The 22,942-nt window shown below is 35.3% G+C and carries 17 protein-coding genes and 3 pseudogenes; 12 read left to right on the forward strand and 8 right to left on the reverse strand.

All coding sequences use genetic code 11. The features are described from left to right. Positions 1-35 precede the first annotated feature (35 nt). Entirely contained in the window at positions 36-968 is a 933-nt protein-coding gene (locus HS5_RS01500; RefSeq protein WP_236752317.1) for a hypothetical protein, read from the reverse strand. Positions 969-2,166: 1,198 nt separating this feature from the next. On the opposite strand from HS5_RS01500, the gene HS5_RS01505 reads away from it, so the two are divergent. Continuing rightward, positions 2,167-2,424 carry a hypothetical protein gene (locus HS5_RS01505; RefSeq protein WP_236752318.1) on the forward strand — a complete coding sequence of 86 codons (258 nt, stop codon included), beginning with the start codon at positions 2,167-2,169 and terminating at the stop codon, positions 2,422-2,424. A gap of 293 nt (positions 2,425-2,717) precedes the next feature. On the opposite strand, the gene HS5_RS01510 is transcribed toward HS5_RS01505, so the two are convergent. Further along, positions 2,718-3,317 (reverse strand): hypothetical protein, encoded by a 600-nt coding sequence (locus tag HS5_RS01510; protein WP_236752319.1) that lies wholly within the window; start codon positions 3,315-3,317, stop codon positions 2,718-2,720. Positions 3,318-3,853: 536 nt separating this feature from the next. Here HS5_RS01510 and HS5_RS14570 point away from each other — a divergent pair. The 4 genes and pseudogenes from HS5_RS14570 (at position 3,854) to HS5_RS01525 (ending at position 8,039) form a co-directional block, all read left to right on the forward strand. Then, entirely contained in the window at positions 3,854-3,967 is a 114-nt protein-coding gene (locus HS5_RS14570) for a hypothetical protein (protein WP_346729573.1), read from the forward strand. An 85-nt stretch (positions 3,968-4,052) separates the two neighbouring features. Further along, positions 4,053-5,126 (forward strand): GxxExxY protein, encoded by a 1,074-nt coding sequence (locus HS5_RS01515; protein ID WP_236752320.1) that lies wholly within the window; start codon positions 4,053-4,055, stop codon positions 5,124-5,126. A gap of 117 nt (positions 5,127-5,243) precedes the next feature. Further along, a pseudogene (locus HS5_RS01520) lies at positions 5,244-6,115 on the forward strand (ISNCY family transposase); the annotation flags it as partial. Between the two features lie 13 nt (positions 6,116-6,128). After that, a complete protein-coding gene (locus HS5_RS01525) occupies positions 6,129-8,039 on the forward strand; it encodes a hypothetical protein (protein ID WP_236752321.1) in 1,911 nt (636 codons plus the stop codon). A gap of 337 nt (positions 8,040-8,376) precedes the next feature. Here the strand turns inward: HS5_RS01525 and HS5_RS14420 are convergent, their stop codons facing one another. Together HS5_RS14420 and HS5_RS01530 are read right to left on the reverse strand one after the other, a co-directional pair. Next, positions 8,377-8,499 carry a hypothetical protein gene (locus HS5_RS14420; protein ID WP_256445555.1) on the reverse strand — a complete coding sequence of 41 codons (123 nt, stop codon included), beginning with the start codon at positions 8,497-8,499 and terminating at the stop codon, positions 8,377-8,379. Positions 8,500-8,566: 67 nt separating this feature from the next. Further along, the gene (locus tag HS5_RS01530) at positions 8,567-8,926 is read right to left on the reverse strand and encodes a hypothetical protein (protein ID WP_236752322.1); all 360 of its coding nucleotides are present in this window, start codon (positions 8,924-8,926) and stop codon (positions 8,567-8,569) included. A gap of 65 nt (positions 8,927-8,991) precedes the next feature. Between HS5_RS01530 and HS5_RS01535 the strand changes: the two are divergent. Beyond that, positions 8,992-9,228, forward strand: a pseudogene (locus HS5_RS01535) (type II toxin-antitoxin system RelE/ParE family toxin). On the opposite strand, the gene HS5_RS01540 reads toward HS5_RS01535, so the two are convergent. Together HS5_RS01540 and HS5_RS01545 are read right to left on the reverse strand one after the other, a co-directional pair. Then, positions 9,221-9,370: a hypothetical protein gene (locus tag HS5_RS01540; RefSeq protein ID WP_236752323.1), complete on the reverse strand. Its 150-nt coding sequence runs from the start codon at positions 9,368-9,370 to the stop codon at positions 9,221-9,223. The pseudogene HS5_RS01535 and the gene HS5_RS01540 sit on opposite strands and share 8 nt — an antisense overlap. A gap of 157 nt (positions 9,371-9,527) precedes the next feature. Beyond that, positions 9,528-9,755: a hypothetical protein gene (locus HS5_RS01545; RefSeq protein WP_236752324.1), complete on the reverse strand. Its 228-nt coding sequence runs from the start codon at positions 9,753-9,755 to the stop codon at positions 9,528-9,530. A gap of 240 nt (positions 9,756-9,995) precedes the next feature. On the opposite strand from HS5_RS01545, the gene HS5_RS01550 reads away from it, so the two are divergent. Continuing rightward, complete coding sequence (locus tag HS5_RS01550; protein WP_236752325.1) at positions 9,996-10,901, forward strand: AAA family ATPase; 906 nt, start codon at positions 9,996-9,998, stop codon at positions 10,899-10,901. Further along, on the forward strand, positions 10,894-11,412 hold the full coding sequence (locus HS5_RS01555; protein WP_236752326.1) for a hypothetical protein: 519 nt from the start codon (positions 10,894-10,896) through the stop codon (positions 11,410-11,412). Before HS5_RS01550 ends, HS5_RS01555 begins: the two co-directional genes overlap by 8 nt. A 54-nt stretch (positions 11,413-11,466) precedes the next feature. Here HS5_RS01555 and HS5_RS14425 read toward each other — a convergent pair. Further along, positions 11,467-12,489: pseudogene (locus HS5_RS14425) on the reverse strand (ISNCY family transposase). A 309-nt stretch (positions 12,490-12,798) separates the two neighbouring features. On the opposite strand from HS5_RS14425, the gene HS5_RS01570 reads away from it, so the two are divergent. From HS5_RS01570 to HS5_RS01585, 4 genes are all read left to right on the forward strand, one after another. Beyond that, entirely contained in the window at positions 12,799-13,596 is a 798-nt protein-coding gene (locus tag HS5_RS01570; RefSeq protein WP_236752328.1) for a DUF3800 domain-containing protein, read from the forward strand. Positions 13,597-14,624: 1,028 nt separating this feature from the next. Beyond that, positions 14,625-15,701 (forward strand): hypothetical protein, encoded by a 1,077-nt coding sequence (locus HS5_RS01575; RefSeq protein WP_236752329.1) that lies wholly within the window; start codon positions 14,625-14,627, stop codon positions 15,699-15,701. A 423-nt stretch (positions 15,702-16,124) separates the two neighbouring features. Continuing rightward, complete coding sequence (locus HS5_RS01580; RefSeq protein WP_236752330.1) at positions 16,125-16,484, forward strand: hypothetical protein; 360 nt, start codon at positions 16,125-16,127, stop codon at positions 16,482-16,484. Positions 16,485-16,948: 464 nt separating this feature from the next. Continuing rightward, positions 16,949-17,797, forward strand: a complete 849-nt coding sequence (locus HS5_RS01585; RefSeq protein ID WP_236752331.1) for a hypothetical protein — start codon at positions 16,949-16,951, stop codon at positions 17,795-17,797. A 710-nt stretch (positions 17,798-18,507) separates the two neighbouring features. Here the strand turns inward: HS5_RS01585 and HS5_RS01590 are convergent. After that, the gene (locus HS5_RS01590) at positions 18,508-22,665 is read right to left on the reverse strand and encodes an RNA helicase domain-containing protein (RefSeq protein ID WP_236752332.1); all 4,158 of its coding nucleotides are present in this window, start codon (positions 22,663-22,665) and stop codon (positions 18,508-18,510) included. Between the last annotated feature and the right edge of the window lie 277 nt (positions 22,666-22,942).

Genomic DNA, 22,942 nt, shown 5'->3' on the forward strand with positions numbered 1-22,942 from the left:
AGAATTTTATGAGTTACTATTGTTTGTCAGAAATATCAAGCTTTCTTACTCTTTATTTCTCTTATCACTGATATTACTAAAAGTATTATAGCGATACTCAGGATTAGGACTTGTAAAGTAGGGAAATCTTCATGAATATCTGCATTAGAAGTCGGTGAGATAGTAATTGTTTTATAAATGTGATATTGAGGGAAAGTAATGTTAAGAGTTGCAGGTCCGTAAAGTCTTAACGAAATCGTAGAATACCCTTCATTCGTATAACCAGAAGTATATTCTTTACTGTTAAGATAAACGACGTAATATGCTTTAGGAATTGCTAAAATGCTAAAACTTAATGGAAGCACAGTATCAGTATCTAGTCTAACTCCAACGTAAGTTATATTATCCCATGGTATACCAGTGTCATATTTAACTATATAGGTAGATGAATTGACTGAAATTGAGCAAATACAGACAGACCCATTAACGTTCTTAAATATCGCTTTATAGTACCCAGAAGTGAAGGTAGGAAGAGTAGAAATCGCAGAATACCATCCTTTAAATTTGTTCAACCACAAAGTTCCACTCCAAGATGTCAATACATAATATGAATTTTGAGAATTATCACTCTCTTCCAAATTAATAGTGCTACCATAAAGAACTATGCCAGGATCATTAGTAAGTTGTCCAACTATTTTACCGTAAAATGAGACCACTAGTTCTGAAGTATTCGTAATGTTTACCTTATCAACCATCCAGTATCCTCCGAATCCCTTATAAGCTGTCATCCCTGAGACGTTAACTATCTCAGCCCCAGGTGTAATATACTCAAAGTTTGTGGAGTTTATTTCTGAAGTTGTTAACGAAAACCTTATGGTAAATTCCTGTTCCATAAGCACTTGGTGTGGGTAACAAACCTCTATTGAGTAAGCAGAGGAGAGTGTTGAAAGGCTTACTACCAAAATTGCCAACAATATTGCAACTTTCATATGGAGTTGATAAAGTGAGAAATAATAAGCTTTGTCAAAGGAAATGCTTTGTTGATACATTTTAATTTTCCTAGTACGTTAGTTTTTCTTACAAGCATTAAAAGTAAGTTTTATGTTAGCCTTGAACAGTAGAGATGTTTTTACTTTGAGCGTAGCAAATAATAGTAATTGTCCTCCTTTTCTTGATAATACTGATAAAGTTTCTAGATCGACGTTTAGTAAAAGTATGAAAACCAGAGAAATAGATGAGGTCCGTCTATTAAACTGAGAAGTTCGTTTAAACGTTTTTATGGAACTACCTTTTTAAAAACCTTTAAGCCACGTTAGAGTAGAATAATGTCTAAGTACAACGAATATCATTTATCGGAATCTCGAGATTCAGATTCATTGCAGGTGAGAGGGAAAACAGGAGAGCGACTCTCGTCATAGCTTTGCAAAAGTTATTGGTATCATGCGTTTGCTCCAGCGCATTGTTTTTATGAAATGGGGAGGAGACTCTGATCTCATTAAAGTTCAGTTGCAATACCAGATGATATTTAACAATTGGTCGATTCTTCTTACGTTAGGTAACTGTGTGGCAATTCAGATGGGCTTTAACTATACCTGTCGCTCACAGTCAAGCGAGGCTCTCTAACAGAAATGTTGGAGCTTTAGATTAGTTGCAGTCTTTTTCCATATGGTTTACGGATAAAGTATATCTTACAGCTTTCATTACACTCTTGGTATCTTAGTAGTGCAACTACGGGCTGAACTATCACCTCAAGTCATTCCAGTTCTTTCTTTACATCAATCTGAACCTGAAGTAAGCTAGCCTAAATGGAAAAACAATCTGGATGTACTCCTTAAAGGGTTTACTGGTTAAGGAAGAGCGAAGTTGTTTGACGGAAAGAGTTCTCAAAAATCTAGTCACTCCTTAAAGGTTGATGTGACGTAGTAACTACAAGTTGAACTAGCCTTTACCTTGAAGTTGATGAATTCTTATTATTTTGTATCTTAAGAATATAATTGTATACCAAAAGATCATATTAGATACATTATAGAAGGTTACAGTACTGCTGGTAATCTTGAAAGTGTAAAGTCCGCTTTAAGGAACTCTTTCAAACTTGACGCTGACGTCATTATCAAGAAGAGGAGTAAGTACAAATTCGCAATATGCTTTAGGACTCCTTCAGAAGAGAGGATAAGGGATTGTAGTGAGTTGGATGAGTTCTTTTCAAGGCTAGGAATTGTGGTAACTAGGATAATAATAGCTAGAGTCGTAACTTACGTGCTTGAAAGTACATTAGGTACTGCAACTGCAGGAGGAGTAACTGGAGGTGCTAAGAGGCTTGACGTAGGGTTATTAATTGCAGTCCTTTCAGGCTTATCCGGTTACGCCACAGGGAATTTAGTAGAGAAAGCTGAGGAGATAATTACTGTTTGCGAGAAAAGGAACGAAAGGTGGGTTAGAGTATGAGAATAGTGAAGTGAATAGTCAAGCAGGGAGAGTTAGGTAATACTGTCCTTTAACTGAGGAGAAGAGTAAGGGAATGCAAGTCTTCTAATTAGACGAAAAATAGGAAAATCTATGTCACTTACGTTATTAAATACAAATTCTATATGGCGATAATTTCATGATAATAGCTGTCACGATAAGGTTGAATCTCTTTCCAATAATTGCTGAGCCTTGTGAATTAGCCACGAGAGGGAAAAAGCGATTTTAGTAGTCAGATCAGTATGTAGATAAGATTACGATAAGGTGAAATTAAGTTATTTCCTATAGTCTTCTCTGTGATTGTAATCATTTATGCATTGCTTTACAAATTCCGCTAACTTATATCTCTTTTCGGTACCGTTAGCAGTGTATGACGCGACCCTTATTAATAATTCTTGATTCTCGATTCCGTTGTAATTAAACTCGACTTTATTATTTCTATCCCATTTCTGGACATTAATAGGCCTAACTGGAAAGATAACCTTACAATTTTCTAAGTCATTTATGCGGTCTTTAGTCAGGAAAAGAACTACTAGAGACTCTTCACCTACAATATCCATAGAATAGTAATAATCGTAAGCCCAAGGTGCTGGAGAGGAATGCTTACCCTCTAACTTCACCCATCCTTGAGCGTTTTCAGCTATTAACCTACTCCTCCTTGATATCATTTTAAAGTACCCCCAGTCTACTACAAATCTAGCACTACACTGTATAACATCTTGCTGTACATTACTAATTAAGATTTTAGCGGGAGTGCCTGTAACTTCTAGGAAACTGAAGGCGGGCTTACTAGCTATATCAAGCCATTTACCTATAAACACACCAAGTAGTGTTAATCCACCTATTGCGATACTGATATAGCTGATTCCAATCACCCAATAATTAAAATATCATGAAGCATCATAAAAGGCTATAGTAATATATTTATGTAAGTTTAGGACATTCTACTTCCTTAAAGAACTCCTTCACATTAATTTATACTGTCGTAAGCAGGGACGACTATGGACAACAATTTCATTTGTAATTTATTCAAGACACTTAAAGCCATCTTCCTTTTTAACACTTTGATTATACAATAAAAATTTGAATTAGATTAAAATTGTAACATCCTATATTATTATCTGCAGATCTAATCATAAATTGAAGCTAAATTCACGCCTAATATAATTCAAATTTAAAATTGTTATTCACACTCAAACATAGAGAATTTAACTTTATGGGATTAAGGGGGCGAAAGTCCTCTTCAGCAAGAGTGGGAATGAATAGTCCCTTTTCTTTCAATATCTATTAGTAATATTAATGACGCTCCTCCCCAGCTTAATTGGGGACTATCAAGAGTAATTGTTATCTCCTTCCTTCAAGGGACTAGGTAGATGGTATTCATACTAAAGTAAATAAACAAGACAATTGGATATCTGATGGCTGGAGTAACGATTACATACTTCACGTTTTAAGCTTTCATGAAGCGAAATGCACTATTAATGATGTGACTCCTTACATAAAGACGAGACCAAAAAGATTTTGACGCCTTAAGTGATTTATGAGTTGCTCAATTAAAGCTTACGTGAGTATGGAGATAGTTATTTTTAAAAATTTTATGAGTATTACTTATGGGAAGAAAATCTGTAGTTATTTATACTAATTTCTCCGGTCCAGACTTAGAAAACTGCGGTAGGTTACTATTCTATTTGAATACAATGAGCTTACTGATCTCAAGTGATTTCAACTATAAAGGGGTTAACTACCTTAATCCTGCACTTGCGATGCGAATAGGTAATAAAAGAGCGGATCTCGCAATATTAGATTCAGACCTCAATTTACGTTTGCTACTGGAATTTAAAGAACTGGAACCCGGAGAAGAAGAAAAGTTAGATAAGGCATTAAATCAGGTTATAGATTACTCCCGTACTGCTAATCCCGCATTTTATGGGGTAGTTGCCATTAAAACTTCCGAGAAGCACTATCGGTATGTAATCTCAGACGTCAATGATGAAGGATACGATATCTCTTTCTGTCCTTCTTATAAAATATTAATACACCTATATGATAGTGAGTGTTTATCAAAAGATAACCCGACACTGTGTGACCCCGTATATTTTGAAGAGAAAGAAGTCAGCGGTATATTTCTGAATGAGTTAGAAAATGAGGTTAAGGGAATTTTTGATGTAATATCGGGAAAGGTGAGGGGTAAGGTTAGAAGTTATGTAAGGAATGAGGCATTTCATCAATATGAGTTAGCAAGAGTTTTAACGGAGTACAGAATTAAAGTTTACCCAGAATACACGATTAGATTAAGGGATACCAAAGCTAGAACTATACGTAACATTATCATCCCTGCAAAGGTAGACCTTATGTTGAGAGTCAAGAACAATGCGATTCCTATTGAGGTAAAGAGTTATGAGGGCTTAGCACAAGAACAGTTAGATCAATTGATAAAGTATATGAAGCTGTTAGAATCTCCCTTAGGTATAGTAAATACTGAACTTATACCCTCCAAGTTACAATCGCCCTTAGGAGTAGCTGCAAATCCTAAGGGTGATTTTATAAGATTGACTGTAATTGACGGTTCAGGTAATATAAGGGGTGTGTTTAATATACCTTTCGTGAAGAAAGGAGAAAATATTAGATATTTGACAAAAAATAAAGAATTAGACAGATTTATTGAATTTATTAGAAAAATATAATAGTTAGAACTTAAACTACTTTAAGAAATTTTAACTAAATTTCAAATTCCTAGTCTGATAAAGTTTTTAGGTTTGCGTTTGGTTGATTGAAAAGAAGTACGAGAAGGAGTTGTCTTTGCAAAGAGTGAGTTCGTCAAGGCATTCAATTTCGTAGTAGGGATGCTGAGGACGAACGGCTGGTGGCAGTAGCTCTAGCACTCATGGCCTTGATTGGAGGGCAAGCATTAGAAACCTAGTAGACACGTTCAACCTAAACTACCCACCTTACTAAAAGCGCTGGAGGAAGCTTGGAAGGACTACCTAGAGACATTAAGCAATAACCGGGCCGGTAGTAGTAAGACGACACGTCAGACCACAAGTCGTACTCCAGGGAGTAGAGAGCGGGTACGGGAACTACCGGTGCTCCTCACACAAGAGGTACGAGCCCGGGATACGAGTACTCACGTGTACGACCCGGCAACGGGGAAGACGTGTGAGAGCGGCATGGTTAAAGAGTTCAAGATCGAGGTGGCTGCTGAAATACTTGAGGTCCTCAAGGGGCCGTTTACTGTGACAATGGTGGTTTTTGACTCTTGGTCTGAGAAGCTCTTGAAGGGTAGTTTCTGAGTTGAAGTCTAATAGGAGGCTCCTTAGGGTTAGGGAAGACGTTGGAGGCGGAGGTTACCTTCACTTCGGAGACCTCCCTCAGGGTCTTACTTAGCCGACCCTGGGAGATCAAGTACTTACAGTAAAATTGTTAATTCTAGTTAAAGGTAATAGGCTCAACTTGAGCGAGGTAGAGGGTTAGGTGGGAGATAGAGAAGTTTCGCAGGGACGTCAATCTGGACATGCAGGACACTTCCTCAAGAGGAGTTACAAGGTTACTTGCTCCTCTTTGTTAATGCAGTAAGGGAGACGGTTAGCTCCCTTAATCTGAGGAGTTTCTCCGGTTCGTTGAAATACGTTTAGGGAGTGCTACAGGTCTGATGAAAACTTTTAAGTTACGTTAAAGTAGATTTATATGTGGAGAACGATAACCAAAGCAGTTGCGATTATGAGTTACGGTTCTTCGTTACTCTTACCAGCGGAATAAGACTTGATAGTGACTACTCTAAAGTAATAGGTTTCTTGAAGCAGGGAAAGCAAGAAATCGGCTACTGTTATTTGAAGAGAAAGATTAAAGATTTTTTAGGGAATACCGGGTTTGTTGTAAAGACGTTGAAGGAAATAAGTGATCTCATAAATGGGCAGCACTCGATGGACTACCGTAGTATTATGGGATCCTTATATTATTCTGTAGAATACCCTTTTTTTAGTATACCAGAATTTAAAATTGCAGAAAACGTTAACGACAATAATACGAAACTTCCAATACAGGTAACTCTTGTGAAACCTTATGAAACAAAAGTAAGACATAGCAACGAAAAGGGAATGGAGAAAGACAATGAGGAGTATAGCGAAGGCGTACTATTTATCATCCCAGATAGTAATAATGATATTGAGAAATTGAAAGTAGCATATGATACTGTTCTTCTCCTCTTATATAACGACAGCCCTGCCCCGAAAGGCTGGAGCTTATTTTCAATGGACTTAGCTTCCAGAATACTGTTTTTAGTATTACCAATAGCTGAGTTTATTATTGAAGATGAGAGTGAAATAAGTTTCTATATAATTCCGATAGTTCAATTCATTGAAAATGAAGAATACTATATCAGGAAAACTTTTTCACTTAGTTTACTATTTATCCCTAAGAACGCAATAGGGGATCCAGTTCTTAATTCCGATAAGCACTTAGAGTTACCAGATTTTGACATAAAAGGAAAGATAAGCGGAGATCTTATAAATTTTTTGAAAAGTTTTCCTAATATATTAAAATTAAAAAGGAAAGATAAGCGGAGATCTTATAAATTTTTTGAAAAATTATCTTATTATATTAATAAAAAGAATGTTAATACAGAGCATTTAATTCATTATCTCTCTAAGATCTTAGAAAATACTAATAACTTGGAGGTTGAGATCAAAGATCTCTATGCACTTATTCTTTTAGCCTTAGTATTCATATTCTCAGAGAAGATCGATGAGATTGAGAAACAACCGAAAATGTGGGATACTTTAGTTGATTTAGTTGAGAGTTGTTACATAAGACATGTGCAGATAGCGGAAAACCCTGGAAAATGTAAACCCAGACTAGCTGATGAGGAAATAATCTTTAAGCTGGCTTATGAGGAAAAACCGGATAAGGATTGGCTCAGATACCTACACAAAATATTAAGTGAAAAGACTCGCACCTATAACACCTTCGATCTTAGAAGAGACTTTTTTGACTATGATATTGACCGCGAATTATCTTTTGTGAACGAATACACTGTTTACTCCATAATGAATGTGAGAGATTACGAAAAGGGAGTTGAAGTTTATTCTGCTTTAAACACGTGGGCAATCTTCTATTTCATAATTTCTTCTCTCTCCATGTTACTGGCTTCACTTTATTCTGTATATAATGTAATAGCTTACGAAAAAAGCGAGAAGATTCTTCATATAGAAAACGAGTTGATAGACGATCTTTATGAATTCTATGACCTTGATTTTGCTCCTTACCTTAAACAAATTTTCAGAAAGCTTAGGAGGGTTTTTGGAGGAGATGCAGACTATCAAGCTCTCAGGGAAAAGCTAGAATTAACTAAGGATAATAGCATTAGAGAATTGGAAGAGAGGAGAAGAGAATTGGAAGAGCAGAGAAACAAGATCTTGTTAACGGCTACTCTCTTGGGTGTTATTGCCGTTCCTCTAGTGCTATACTTTAATACGCATAATTTAACAAATTCATTAATAACTGGTATAATATTGGGCCTATCTGCTGTTATTACATATATTTTCGTGGTATATTTGCTACCAGTCTTAGTCTTGTTTCGCCAAAAAATCTCACGCTTGTAAGATATTATTAGAGTAATTCATGTATAAAAATATAGGATTAAGTCAATGTAAGAGTGTGACAATATGATATGTTTAGTGAAAAGCTGGTATATTTTACAAGTTAATACTAGTAAATACGAGAAGTTCTGAATTTATTTCACATGTTTAAAACGGGGGTACATAGTCCACCCTATAGCTTGAAAACGCCTAGAGGAGATTGACGAACTGTTCAAACGCTAGGAGCTTCTCTCCCGGTGCCTTGAAGTTAAACGAGAGGAAGAGGTACAAGTTCCAGGCTGTGTCGAGGAGTGCGTAGATCAGGTAGAGCTTGTTGCACAACCTCCTGATGAGTTCTATCCTAGCCTTCCTCGTCTTGAAGCCCTCCTCTATACCTCAACCTGTAGGTCTCAGCCAGACTGTAAGGATCTCCGTCAATGTGGGACACGAAAACGAAGTGCGTTGGTTTACCCTTGTGCTTCACGTAAATCACGTCGTAATAGTAGAGTCCCTTGTATTCTAGCCTTCTATAGGCAACGTAAGTTCTGTCCTTAACCGCGTAGTACTTCACGGTAAGGGGCTGGGCAAAGAGTTCCTTGACTCCTTTCAGGTTGCTCTTCCCTCTGATCACGGCTTTTGCATAACCTCTTGAGGATCTCGAGGTTGAGGAATCCAGCGTCTGCTATAACGTAACTCAGATTGATGTGCTGTACAGCCTTGTTGACGAACTCTTGAAGGAACTCGGAGGGCTTTTGATCCCCTCGAAGTGCGAATTGGGTAACCACGTTAGACCTGACGGGAGACAAGAGATCCGCGGATCTAACCTTGGCCTTTTCCGAGAAGAGTTTGTCTCCTGCTCCCTCCGCTTCCTTCTCTCCCATCCTCAAGAAGGTCTCATCGAAACCAAGCACGATGTTCTCACTCACGAAAAATGTACACAGCTCCCAGAACTCGAAGGTTTTACCTAAGAGTTAGCATGAGGAAAGCCAGGAGTTTGGATGAGCTAGTGGACTATTTCTGACGAGTTCCCTAACGTTAAGACATTAAATATGATTAGAGAGAAGATTAAATTACTCAGGGAGAATCCTTTCAAATATGCCAGAGAGAAGCTGGAAGGGATAAGTACGGTAATCCTATGTTTTCCATAGAAGTTACGGGCGATATAAGGGTACTTTATAGTGTTGATCCAAAAAACTGTATCGTGTTTATTTGAGAGGTTGGGTCTCATAAGAAGGTTTATGGTCCTTAGCCTTTTCTTTAGCCCTCTTTATTACAGCGTCGAAAAATTCGTCTATATCTTCCTCACTCTCTAACTCTAGGAACCTTTCGCCGTCTTTATCTTCAACAATTCTCATAAGTACATGTTTGTTGTGAGCATTAAAAGGGTATGGTAATTATTCTCATTGAATTCTAAAAAATTGTTGAGTAAGTAGTAAAAGCACAAGTGTTGGATCCCAGGGTAAAATGATGTGAGAGAAATTGAAATAACTTCAAATTTATTGAGGAGAAATTCTATTTAACTTTCTTTTCCAACTCTTCAACCCTTCTCTTTAACTCCTGGAGTTCTTTAGCCACTTCTTCTATACTCATTTTATTTCCTTCCTTTTTCTTCATATAACACTCGAAAGCGTCTTTTAACACTTCATAAACGCTCACTTTCCTTTTCTCAGCTTCATCAACTATCTTCTTCCACAGTTCTTCATCTGGGAAATAAACCGACTTATAACCCGGCCTCGGCATTTTACCTCAATATACTTTGTTGTACTTTAATATAAAACTTTATTGTACTGCTTTGCGTACTTCAATTTTTATTAAATATAGTAAAACATACTTTTAACGCGACGTCTTACTTTGAATTAAAAGTAACACCTAGGGGAATAGGGAGATTATATACAGCAATGACTAAGAGGGTGTTAACTCCATTAGCGAGATGGGTAATGATTTGTGCAATCTTAATATTTAGTTTTTATACTATTACTTATGCACACTTTGGCAATTAATGGTTATAGGGGAATTAGTGCTGAAAATATCCCTTTAAATAAAGTTAATATTATAATTGGAGAGAACGGTTCTGGGAAAACATCGTTTTTAGAAGCAGTGTTCCTCGTTACACTCCTTAACTCAGCTTATCCTTTAGACGAGAGGATGAACTGGTTGACACATACGTTTTTCAGTAGGGGGGACGTTTTGTCCTCAATACTCACTCTTGAGGACTCCACTATTAAGCTCGACGATAATAAAGTTGAAATTAAGAAGGAGGGAATTGATACTATTAGACTAGTTTCAGACTATACGAGTGTGAAAATATCATTAAAAAGGAGTATGGTAGTACCAGAGAACGCTTTACCAGTAATTGCTTATAGCCCATCATATGAAGTTGAAAAGTCTAACGTCGGTGTGTTCACTCCAGTATACATTACATCGTACTTTGATGCCTTTGACAACCCTGAAAGGATAATAAGTAAGGCGAAACGTAAAGGGTTTGAGTCTAATGACTTAGAGATTTTAAGGGATGAGGTTACGGGGTATTACAAATTATTTAAAGGGTACCTCCCTGTCTACGTTTTAGGGAGGGGTATGCTTAAACGTGAGTTAATAAAAGCTTCTTTGAAGTTCTGTGACGTATTACTGGTTGACGAGGTTGAAGACTCCTTACACCCAGACATGTTATTAAATGTAATTAAGGAGACTAAGGAGAGTAATGCTACGTTATTTATAACTACTCATAGTAATGAGGTATTGAAGATGGCATATAACGTGTACGAGAAGGAGAAGTTAAACATAATAGTAATGAAGGACAGGAGAGTTATTGCTTATAATAACCCAAAAGATGTAGAAGCGATAATGAGTCTAGAGCCGTCATTGAGTTGGATTAAATATGTGTGAAAGGTATATAGTTGAAGGAAAATTTGATAAATTAATTCTTGAAAAAATAGGGATAAACGGGAGTGAGATACAATCAGCAAATGGGAAAGAGAACGTTTTAAGACTATTTAGATTAGGTAATTCAGGGTGTTATATTATTGACGGTAACGAGGAAGGATATAATAAAATAGTCGAAGGCTTTGATGGTAATAAAGATCCTCCAATACTAGCTATAGGTAATAAGAAGTTAATAATACTTGGAGACCCTAGCGACGATTTTAAAGGAAGTATGGAGTCCCTATTATTAAAATTGATTGAATGTGACGAAAAAGTACGCAATTTTCTCCATGGTATTAATCTAAATAAGTCACAAAGAGATAAGGTTAAGCTGGTACTTTTAACTTTTCTAAAAACTTCTGACTATGAAATCTTCTTTTCTGTTGAGCGGTTTGCTTCAAAAGTAGTAGAAATAATTGGAAAGGATAAAATAAGAGATGAACTAAAAAAGTTAAAGATAGTCGACCCGACATAGAACTTTCCTATGTTCTGAGGCTCTAATGAGTGAATATGAGCACAAATTAGCAGTTTATGTTTTTCTCTTCCGTTTGAACAGTTTCTTTATGCCTCCAACTTTTTGGTAAATATTTTTTATCAACCTCGCTAACCTCTTTGCTCCCAGCTTTAGCCCTGCGGTGTACTTGAAGGTGAGGACTAGGAGGAGGGCTAGTGCCTTAAGCGTTATGAAGTCCGTGTTCCTCACCCAGGTGAGGAAAGAGCCCTTCTCGAGCCCCAAAGCTTTTAACTCCCTGATTAAGACCTCGATGTCCCACCTGCGGTTATGATGTCCTCTGGGGTGTCGTTGTGGAGAAGAAGTACCTCCTCCCGTAACCTTTATAGTCGTCTATGACGAGTAATTTTATGAGTGTACTAAGCCACTTGGTACACCCACTGGGGAACAAGCTTAAACGCACAAGCTCGCCGCCCTCGACTACCCGTGCGTTAGACTTAAGTCCCCCACAGTATTTGGCAGTAACGTCTTGGAGTTAACATACCAAGAGTCTACGCCAACAACGTTTAGGCCGTCGAGGTGAGGTAATAGCCCTAAGTATATCTCTATCTTCGTCTTGAACTCTACCTTTTCTCCCCTCCTTTTGAGTTCTTCCTCGACCTTCCTCGGGACGTATGGTGTGACGCTGATTATGTACACCTCGTTGGTAACTATGTCTTTTACTGTTGCTATGAGTATTGCTGGCTCGTACTTCTTGTGTCCTTTGCAGTAGTAGAGTTGTGCTCCGTTCCTTGATGTTGGCATTGCGTAAAGTTTGTGGTCGTGCGTGTCGTCTATTATGAGTAAGAGTGGGTGGTCCTTGACGATCATCTTGACTGTGCCGGTTAGCCTGGCATTCGCTATTTCGTCTAGTTTCTTTAGTACCGTCTCGTAGTCCATGCCCACTTGTTGTGCTATCTCCGTAACTCCTCCTCCAAATGTCGCTCCGAGGAGGAGCTTCGGTGCAATATCTCTCCTAATGCCGGGGAGCGAGACCGTTACCACGTTGAACGCGTCATCCAAGGCATTATAGTACTCCTCCATTAGGGGGTCTTTGGTCATACCAAATTTTAGGGCCATAATTCTAAAAAGTTTTTATGGGCACCTAGAACTGCTAGGATTTTCCGATAAACGCTATCCGTGCTAAATTTTTGCAGTTCTCTCCTCATCTAAGCTCTTAAGAATCTTCTTTGCTTAATTTGATCTATTTTTGCCATAATTTTCAATAGAAACTGAATAACTCAGATCAATTTTTAATCCATGTATATCTAACTTCCTAAAATATATCAGTATAATTAATTTTAACAAAAGAGATTGTATTACCTCTAAGTATATAATATCACTTTTAAATGTGACGCCAAATATTAATATATGTTGCTTGCGTTCATTGACGAAAACGGTAAACCGACGTTTAAAGAGGTTAACAAGCAAGGGAGACCATTACCATTTTTAGTAACTTCCACAATAGTTAGAGATACAGAACTGAGTGTCATAAAAAATAGAATATCGTGCTTGAAGGCAAAGTACGGAATACCTAACGTAGAAGTTCACGCTAGTGACTTATTTCATCCCAGAAATAATTTTCCTTTAACGGAACAGCAGATAAGGAATTTTGCAGAGGAGTTTGCAGAGATAATAAGAGACCTAAACATAACAATAATTTCTAGCGTAGTTTTGAAAGAATATAAAAACACTTCTAAACCGATAAAGTCTACCGATGATAAGAAATTGAGGAAAGATGTAATACTTATAGGGTATAGGCTATTATTCGAGAGGATAATAAGGTTTGCAGATAAGAATTATCCTAACGAATGGGTTCTATTTATCCATGACCAAATAAGCGTAAATAAGGACAGCCAGCTCTCGATGGAACAGAGGGAAATTATTGAAACTATGAATAACGAGTTAAGTAATAATCCTTACATTAGGAGGTCTTCAATAGTAGATAGAGTATTTAAACCTATATACTTTGCCAATTCTTCGCAGTATGAGGCTTTGCAAATTTCTGACTTTGCAGGATATATCATAAGGAAACACGTGGTTGGTGATAAGGGGAATAAGTTTAACTACGAGAAACTGTTCGAAATAATCTCTAGTAAGTTGGATAGAAATCCAAAAAACGGGAGAATAGAAGGATGGGGCATTAAATCATGGACTTATTATGCTTAATGATCAGGGACACGTGGCCGCTACGCCAGGTGTCCCTTCATATGAGCGCTACGCTCTCTAAATTATATTCTAACTTAGACTAAATTTTAAGTTTTTCCAGAATAGATACCTTAATAAAATCCTCTATGTTCCAGACGAGCATATAACATCTTCAAAAATTTTTGACTAAACGCTAAATATTTATTTCTACTTCAAGCGCATTTTCCTTATTACCTATGCGATAATAAGGTCAGAAAATATTGGATAGTAGTTACCAAGTAATAGGCTATATGGTTAGATATAGTAACCTGAAAGTCCTTGTAAGTCAATTAGCAACTTAAAATCTCGATTAAGGGAAAGTGAGAAAATTTAAGTCTTCATTCTTTTCGCGGTTAGTAATCTCCAGTATTATAATTCGCTTTTTAAAGGTTAAGGCTTTGAGATCTTTCTTATTCATCTTCTCATATACAGTCTTAATCACCTCACTGAATGCTCTTAATCTTAATTTAATGAGAAATTACTCGATAGTGTATTAAGATACAGTGACACTTCCCGCAAAAAACTCCTCACTATGTGGTGAAACTGTACTGATTTGAACTGTTGCTTTGACTAATAAAACCCTAGTACAGAAATTTTTAAGTGAGACGTCAATATCACAAATAGCTTGTGTATCTAGAAGATTTTATCAATCACATTGTAGAAATTGTGCATATTTTCGCATATCTCCTTAATAGGCTGATATATTTCATTTTGGTTAGGCTCTCTATCGTACTTGGGCTGGTCGACTCCAATATAGCTTAAGTGTGTAGTTGTAAGACTTAATCTTATTTTTAATTATCTTCAATATTACTACGTAGTATGCAATAATAAGTCTAAATAACACTTTGCTAATTCTATATTAAAGTTTATTAAGGATTATTTCTTAATACAAATTTATGAGTTATAAGATATTGAAACATAAGGAAAAGTTTATCATTATTCAATCAACTTTATTGATTATTACTAATGCTCAAGATAGGATTCGCTGTTAAACTGTAAGGGGGGACAACATGAACTTGAATGCTACTAATAACTTATACTTAGATTGTGCCAGCCTATTCTTAAGTCAGAGTAAGAGAGATCTTGAAGTGACGAAAAAGATCTACACTGATAATTATATTGAGCATTATGTATTTCTATTACAACAGAGTAACGAAAAATTGCATAAGGCATTCGTATGTATATTACAATACATATTACAGGATATACCTCTAACTATTGGAAAATGCTTAGAGGAAAAATTAAGGAAGACTAATTCTCCGTACTATCCGCTGGTAGTTGCAATAGTAAATCACTTGGAAAGTCTGAAGATGCGAGATTCTGGCAGTCTTGAAAACTATCTTAAAAGTCGTTATTCGCATAATGTAGTAAAAGGATTTTATAATGAAATTGAACAGTTTCTTATCCAGTTTAAATATTTTAAGGACGTATTAATCTCTACAATAAGGACACTTTTACCTCCAGCAGTAGGGCTTTCGTCAAATATAATAGAATTATACAGGAAAACGGTATATAGAGAAAAGGAAGATATAGAAGAATTAATTAAAGATAAAAATTTGGATAAAAATTATTTAATTAATTCAATATTGCTGTTTACAGTTGTATTGGAAAGTAAAGATATAGAAGAATTGAAAGAGAAGATGATAGAGATGGCAGTAGAATATTTGGAACCAGTAAAAGATTTACTTAAGGAGTTTTTCCCAGAGTTTCCTAATCCTAACGAGTTTGCTAAATACATTGCATCTATTAGTGTATCTTTTCTCAAAATTTATCTACAATATAAACTAATGATTTTCATAAACCTGGTATTAGCAAAATATGCCGAGGTTTCTAGATATCCTAATTTATCTAAAGGAAAATTGCCCAGTGAAATAATTCAGCAAGATATGCAAAATAATCTAGATATCTTAATAAAAGCTACAGATATCTTATCAAATTTTATAGACAATGTATTGAATAATATGATAAAAATACACAATGATCTAATATCTAATGATGTACTGTGCAAAAAAAAAAAAACAAGGCTTAAGTTTATCTACACTAATAAAAGAATTAGGAAAACAACAGAGTTTAATAATTATTGCTAATTCTGTAATTGAAGGGGTTATTGAATCGTTAAAGAATATGCAGAATGCTAAAGTAACAAAATAATACATTTTGAACCGGAATTCGTATTAATATGTACAAAATTATTAATATTAAGAAATTATCATATTCCATTGTTACTTTTGTAGAATAATTATCTTCCTTTAGTTATAATAGAGCATTCATTGGAAACTAATGCTCAACATAATCAAGGGGCGATTCACGGATCCATTGCCAATTGGAATAACGTACAATTATGGGAGAAATTTTCAATCAAATTATCCTACGAACTAAACGTTTTAGACAGGTGTAATAACATTATTTTCTCTTAAACTTTAGAAATAAAGCGAATCTGCAATGAAAACCTGAATTGCCCAATTAAGAATAGTAAGGTTTTTATTTTAAAACAACATTAATGATTTGAAATGGATAAAAATGATATGTTAGATGTCAGTAATGGAAATAATATGTTAAGTATTTTCAATATGATAATATCAGCTTCTATGACAGCTGTAATTAATATGATCATAGTAATTTTGAAGTATCTAGTAATTTATAGCATAGTCTATGCAGGCTCGTCTTTAAATATTTTATCGTTATCCGAGATAGTTGAAAATCTAATTGCTTTACTAATTAATATTTTACTTGCTTTCCTTTCAGTAATTCCAGCGATTAAGCTAATACGTTGGTTAAATCAAGAAGTGTACCTATATGATTACCGCAAGTACACAGCAATTAGTTTAATTATAGCTATATTTATACAATTAGTCTTTCATGCATTTTGACAGCGCTAATCATTTTTTGATATTATCTTATTTTTATGTTATATATCATTCTTCTTATTAGATATATAATATAAATAATTTTAATATAATATATGGTTAAGATATTAATGTTGTCAAACTTCTCAAGTTAGGACAATACACTGCTCTATTACGAATTGTAATTTATGAACAATATAAGTATAAAAGTATTAACAGGATAAAGTATGAAGTCCCTTTATGGATCGTTATTATCCAATTAAATTAGTTATAGTTTTTGAAATATAATGAATTTACAATAGAAACCTGAATGGCCCTATTCACTTTTAAAGATAAATATTTTCACGATTATCTATAAAAAATGAAATACGGACAATCTTTCGATAAGAGCCCTGTGAACTTGCTGCATTCTAAAAAGTATAAGTAAATTAAAATAATGAAGAAATATTATTTAAATATTATAAGTGATCTTAGAGAGGTCTGGAAATATGTCAAAGAAAGACTCAATATACATTTCGAGAATTTGCTTTTTAGCCGTTGTATTGCTTATATCACATCTTTTGGCTCATTATTTTGCAATAAAAAGCTTCTATTTAATATATCAACATCTACAAGAATTAGGGAACAAAGCATTATTAGAAAGTTATATTCAAGCTGTAAATGAAGTCCCATTAAATACTTTCCCTAGTTATCCTTCGATGCCCATATATTTTATCATAGTTTTAATAGCCGGTATAAGTTTAGTAGGATTATTTCTTGTAATAAATAAAATTCTTAATTTATTAATATTTAAAGTAATATCTAAAATATTTAAAAAAATAAATAGGATAAAATTCGAAAATAACGTGATAGATTTAGTATCAATAATATTTTTCTATCTATTAGTATATTTCATATTCGCGTTCGAAATTACAAAAGACATGTTAGTTTACTGGCCTGATTATATACTATTATTTACTGAGTTAATTTTAATATCAATTAATTTTTTTATGAAAAGGCTTGAAATTGATGTGAATAACTGTTCATTAAATTCACAGCAAATAGAATACTTTCAACAGTTTATAGGTAGACTTTTATCTTTATTTACGCAAGGTATTTTTACAGTCTCAATAGCAGCATTAGTATATATTGTACTCTATTATTTTTATTCTTTTCCAACAGAAGTTAGGAAATATCCTGAATTCTTTGAAAGTATTGACGTGGCAATAATTCTGGGAGGTGTATATATAGCAGTACTGATTCGGAACTTATATAGATTAGCAAGGCTAGAGTATAATATAATTTCACGATCTCCGGAAAATCGTAAAAAAACTGAAAATTCCTCTAATTTGAAATAAGGAATATTAGTTCTACAACTCGGCGATTTAAATCTCTTATATAGGTTAGCACGATCTACGCTCTAGGTCAGATCCGTTTTACTCAGATCTGACCAATATGTTTTATATAAGGTAGTGTGGTGTGTTTAGTGAAGTCTTATGAGTACAAGTGATCCTTCCCCAATTCGCCACGTGGGTTGAAAGAGCCTATGTAGTAATTAATGCTATGCTTGAAGATTGGCAGGGAGATTTGTTTCTCGGCACATGCTCGCCTTTTATGAAGAAAGCATTAGATCCAGTGGTAAATCATTGAATTTAGGACGGGATATAGATGAGTTAATTGACATAGCTCTAGATGTTCTAAAGGATAGCAAAATTAATTACGAGAATAACGTAAGATTAAAGATACAAACTTGATTATCTAATACACGTCGTATCATAATATTAGTTAGACTATTTCGAATAAATTTTTGTTATTGAAAAATTCTAATTTTTTGGTGATAAACTTTTAGCTTAATATAGTGAGTGAAAAGTTAAAGATAAGATACTAAATGTATTAGATTTAGCAATCCTATTAACGATACTAGATGAACTCACACGTAATTTAGTAATATACGTCCTGCACATAATGTATCATATCCTCTTCCTATACCATGTCTACAATAATGGGAGCATAACTATAATATTCGTAATCCTTCGCTCTTGAGGACAATTTTAGTATTCAAATTCAATTAGAGAAACCAATAAATTGCCAATTTGACTAATGTATCTTTAAATTTCTTCTCATCATTTGCCTTAGATACTTCAACTAGAAGCTCAGCTCCTTTTCCGTTCATATACTCCGCTAAACATTCCGCCAACTCCCTCGAGCCTTCGAGATTAAAGAATAGTGTACTCAAATACAAAAGGGCGATATTCCCTGGTTTAGTATCAATAAGTCTGTAAATCAGATATGATATGTCTGAACAATTGAGCCCTATAGGCCACTTCATTAGACCTCTAAATACTTCAATTATAGCCCTGCGAGATATAGGTTTTTCAGCAATATTTATTAAAATCTTATCAATTTCAATTAATCTCTCGAAAGATAGTATTTCATTAGATACTATCTTAGCGTACTCCCTAATCTCGTCAAGAAATTTCTCTCTTGTGAGTAAGGAAAGTAGAGAATATAATCCCAGCAAAGGTGAGCTGTACATATCTAATAAAGAATCTCTTAGAATATAGTCATCACCAATTATTTTCGATGCTTCATCAAGTCTACCCAAATAGGCCGAAGATATTAAGTATTCTCTTATAATCAGTTCAAGAGCATTCATTCCAATTAGTATTGAATAATTTAAGGCTTCTTCCGAATCTTTAAAAATCTTTTCGATTGACTCTCTTAAATTTTTTCCTAGAACGGCGTTAAGCACATCACGTTTTAGCAAGACTGAGAAGTACTCGTTTGCATACTTATCCTTTGCTATTTCTTCTCCTCCTGATACGTTTATGATTGAATGATAGGCTGCATCTATATAGTCACGTTCTCTCTTAATATCTTCATGTAATTCATGATAATAACGGGCTAAAGCGCTATACGCAACATACTTTGCTTTTTCTTTTAATACGTTCTGTCTCATATCTATTCCCATACTCTTAAACCAACCTAACACTTTATTCCAGGTTTTTGTATTTTCTATACGTTTTTCTAAGGCTTTGAGAGTCTCTTCTAATTCTCTTAACTCATTAATAAATTCTTTTTTAAGATAAAAAATCATTAACCGGTTGGCTAGCTCAATCTGATTATAAAGAAGTATATCATCGTTTTGATTTAGGAGATTTTTTGCTTCTTTCACAATAGGTTCATCAATTTGTTCTTGCAAATATGTATATAATATTAATAAAGCACCAATTATGTTCATTACGTAGATTGCTTTCAGTCTATTATCTTTTATATTCTCCCTAAAATCATAACTAACCTCAAGTAGTACCTTTAGAAATTTACTCGATATTTCTGAAAGTTTCATTACACCGATATTGCCAAATATAACAGAAAGGTTTAAAATCGATTTATCTGTGAGAGACTTATTTTTCACTAAAAAATATAGAAATACGTTATCAACTGTATTAATAAAATAATTCGGATTTTTAGATTGAAGATCTCTAATAATTTCTATGATATTCTCCTTGCAGTCGTCTGAAAGTTCTTCTGGAATGGATAGTAGATACAGTGCTGCACCAGCTGCTACCTCTGGGATTTTCACCTCTTGACTCACTTCAGCCAGTTTAAGGTATTCACACCAGCTGCTGTTAACGACATTTATATATCCGTTATCACTCTTGTACTCATTGAATAAGCCATTTATGAATAGTGGAAATCCATGAACGGCAAGCCTTATGCTAACTGGAGCTTCACGGTCTTCAGCGAAGATATACTCTTTTAATTTATCACTGGCCTCATCAAACAAATCAGCAGCTGAGACTCGGAGGGCAGACTTATAGGCCAGTCTAAGTAATAGTTCCAAAGTAGGTTTATCAATCTTCTGCTCTCCCCCCAGTAGTTTGTCTCTGAGGAACTCCCTAATAACTGCATAAAGTATAGTTCTAATGACGATTTCATAAAGTATAGTTCTAATGGTAGTTTCGTACTCGTTGAAAGCATTATCATTCCCTGATACCCACCCCTTAAGGACTTTATAAAAGTCTTGAGTAGCTTGAGTCCATAATCCCTTATCATAGCTGATAGAAGCTTTAACTATATCAAGGTCAGAATCGTCAACCCCACCTTTTTTCAGTTCTGTCAAGTAGTCCTCTATGCTCTCGTCAGTACTTTTTATTATCTCCTTCAGTTTTTCATTTTCTGAAAAGTACTCCTTTAATACTTCCGTGTTGTTTATGAGATCCTTTAAGTGCTCCTTAAGTGCCTCTTCAACCAGTTCTTCCTTCTTACTTGCAATCCACGGGGCAACTTTCGTCGAGTAATAATCGTCAGAGTGTACGTTCAACCATTTAGGCAACTTCTCTGATACTCTAACCGGTACCTCACCCAAAAAGACGTGGATCATTAACGGAATGGCGTACTGCTTTCTACATTCCGTCACATTATTAGGATATATGTTGCTGGGACAGAATAATTCATTAATATATATCTTCAAAAAGCCTATCGGATCACCCTTACTTTGCTCCAATATTTCCCGCACGTCTTCGTACTTACACCCTTTATCCCTTAGCAGTAAGCCAGCATATTTGGCTACTAGAGTATAACCACCGTTGTAATTATTGAATATTAACTCAACAATATCGCTTACGTCCTTGCACCCGCTGAAGCTCTCTACAATCCCTTTAATGAATTCCTTGTAGTGCAAGTCCACGTTGACCTGGGGGAGACTATTTATAACCTCCTCGAGTCTAAATTTTTTAAGTGTCCTTCTATCCTCATATTCAATTTTTAATATATCGTCAGGGATAACGACAATCACGTAGGTGTTTTCGGAATTTTTTACTAGCTTCCTTAAATTCTCAATAATGTCTTTTAATTCTACTATATCTAATTCCTTACCTGCTGGTGCCAAAGGAGTATACATCTCATACGGGTAGAAATCGTAGAAGAAGAGTACTTTATCACCCTTAACGTTAAAGTCTGAGGGGTTTATATCTGATCCTACTTTTACTGCCCAAGTGAATTCCCCGCTCTGGAGTAGCTGTGATATTACATAGTGGGTTAACGTACTCTTACCAACTCCCTTAGGTCCCCTCACAACGATTATCCTCTCCTTGAGTAACTTCTCCTTCACTTTCTTTGTAATGTAGTCAAACCTAGTAGTCACTAACTGGTACTTATTACTCCCCTCATAGACTTTCCCGTTATACACGCCCAAGCCTATTAAATCATCTCCATTAACTCTGGGATAAACGATACCGAAGTTGCTAAGGTCCCCCTTTCTCTCAACCTTTTCTACTTTTTCTTCTACGTACTTCGTTAACTTCTCTATCTCCTTCTTAACATCCTCATTGCTCAGCTTTTCCATACTCTCGTAGACTACTTTCGGAGTTAGCCTCATTATGAAGGAAAGATTTGCTGCTGTCAACTGCCTCAAGTCTTCATCAAGACTACTCCAATTATATATGGCCTCAAGGAGTGTCTTATATAATTCGCTCTTATTATCAAGCTTGTCAAAAATTAGTGCTGTAATAAGTACTCCAACAAGTAGTGAGACGGACTGGAGTAGTCTACCGAACCTCCCAGCTATAAAGGACACAAAGTCCGGTGCCTTGTCCACTAAAGCCTTAACAAGCCTTTCACTCAAAGAGAGGGGCGGAATACCTTTCTCAACATTTATCCCGAAGAGTTTGTTCAGCTTCTTATATAGCCGTAACTGTTCCCTTAACTTGTTCTCATCATTCATTAACTTTAGTAATCCTGGAGGAATGTACTCCTTACCTAGCCATATAAATTTCACCTTCTCCTCATCTAAAATCCTTGCTATCTCCTTAACCTCTGTAGGGGGTATGAAGTAGAATACTATTAGCTTACCCCGGCTCTTCAGCTCCTTTAAGTGGTTAACATACTCTTTAGGTAACTTTATCCCACTCACGTCACCTATATCGATAATTCCCAAGCTTTCAAGGTCTTCACTCCCTCCACCGAAGAACTTCTTCATATTATTACCTAGATCGTTAATTGACTCCTTTAATTTGTCCATCAAATTCCATTTGCTTACATCGACCTCTAAAACTCCAATTGTCTTCTCGTCAACGTTGAGGTCGTTAAGGTAGTTCTCTATGAAGAATGTTTTCCCAGACTTCGGAGGGCCTATAACTACAACGTCCTTAACCTGCTTTTGCCTTATGTTCTCACTTAGTCTCTTGTTATATTCATAAAATAGGTCGTTGAGATTGGTTTCCATCAAGACTCACCGAGTTATTATTCCTTCCTACTATTCGCGATTTAGAAAAAGTGTAAGAGTCTGAGGTTATCGAAGTGGCTGTAAACTCCATTACATAAATTTACGCAATTTATCCAGATAAACTTTTTTACTCTAAAATTTTCGCAGAGAGAGCACTATGTGAAATTTACCTTATTAACCATATTCAACAAAGACGGTTATCTATACATAGATGATGAGCTAGGTTACTATATGCGGATTTGTTAATCCTACCCGGATCCCAAAAATTTTGCTTATG

This window comes from Acidianus sp. HS-5 (assembly GCF_021655615.1).
GTDB lineage: Archaea > Thermoproteota > Thermoprotei_A > Sulfolobales > Sulfolobaceae > Acidianus.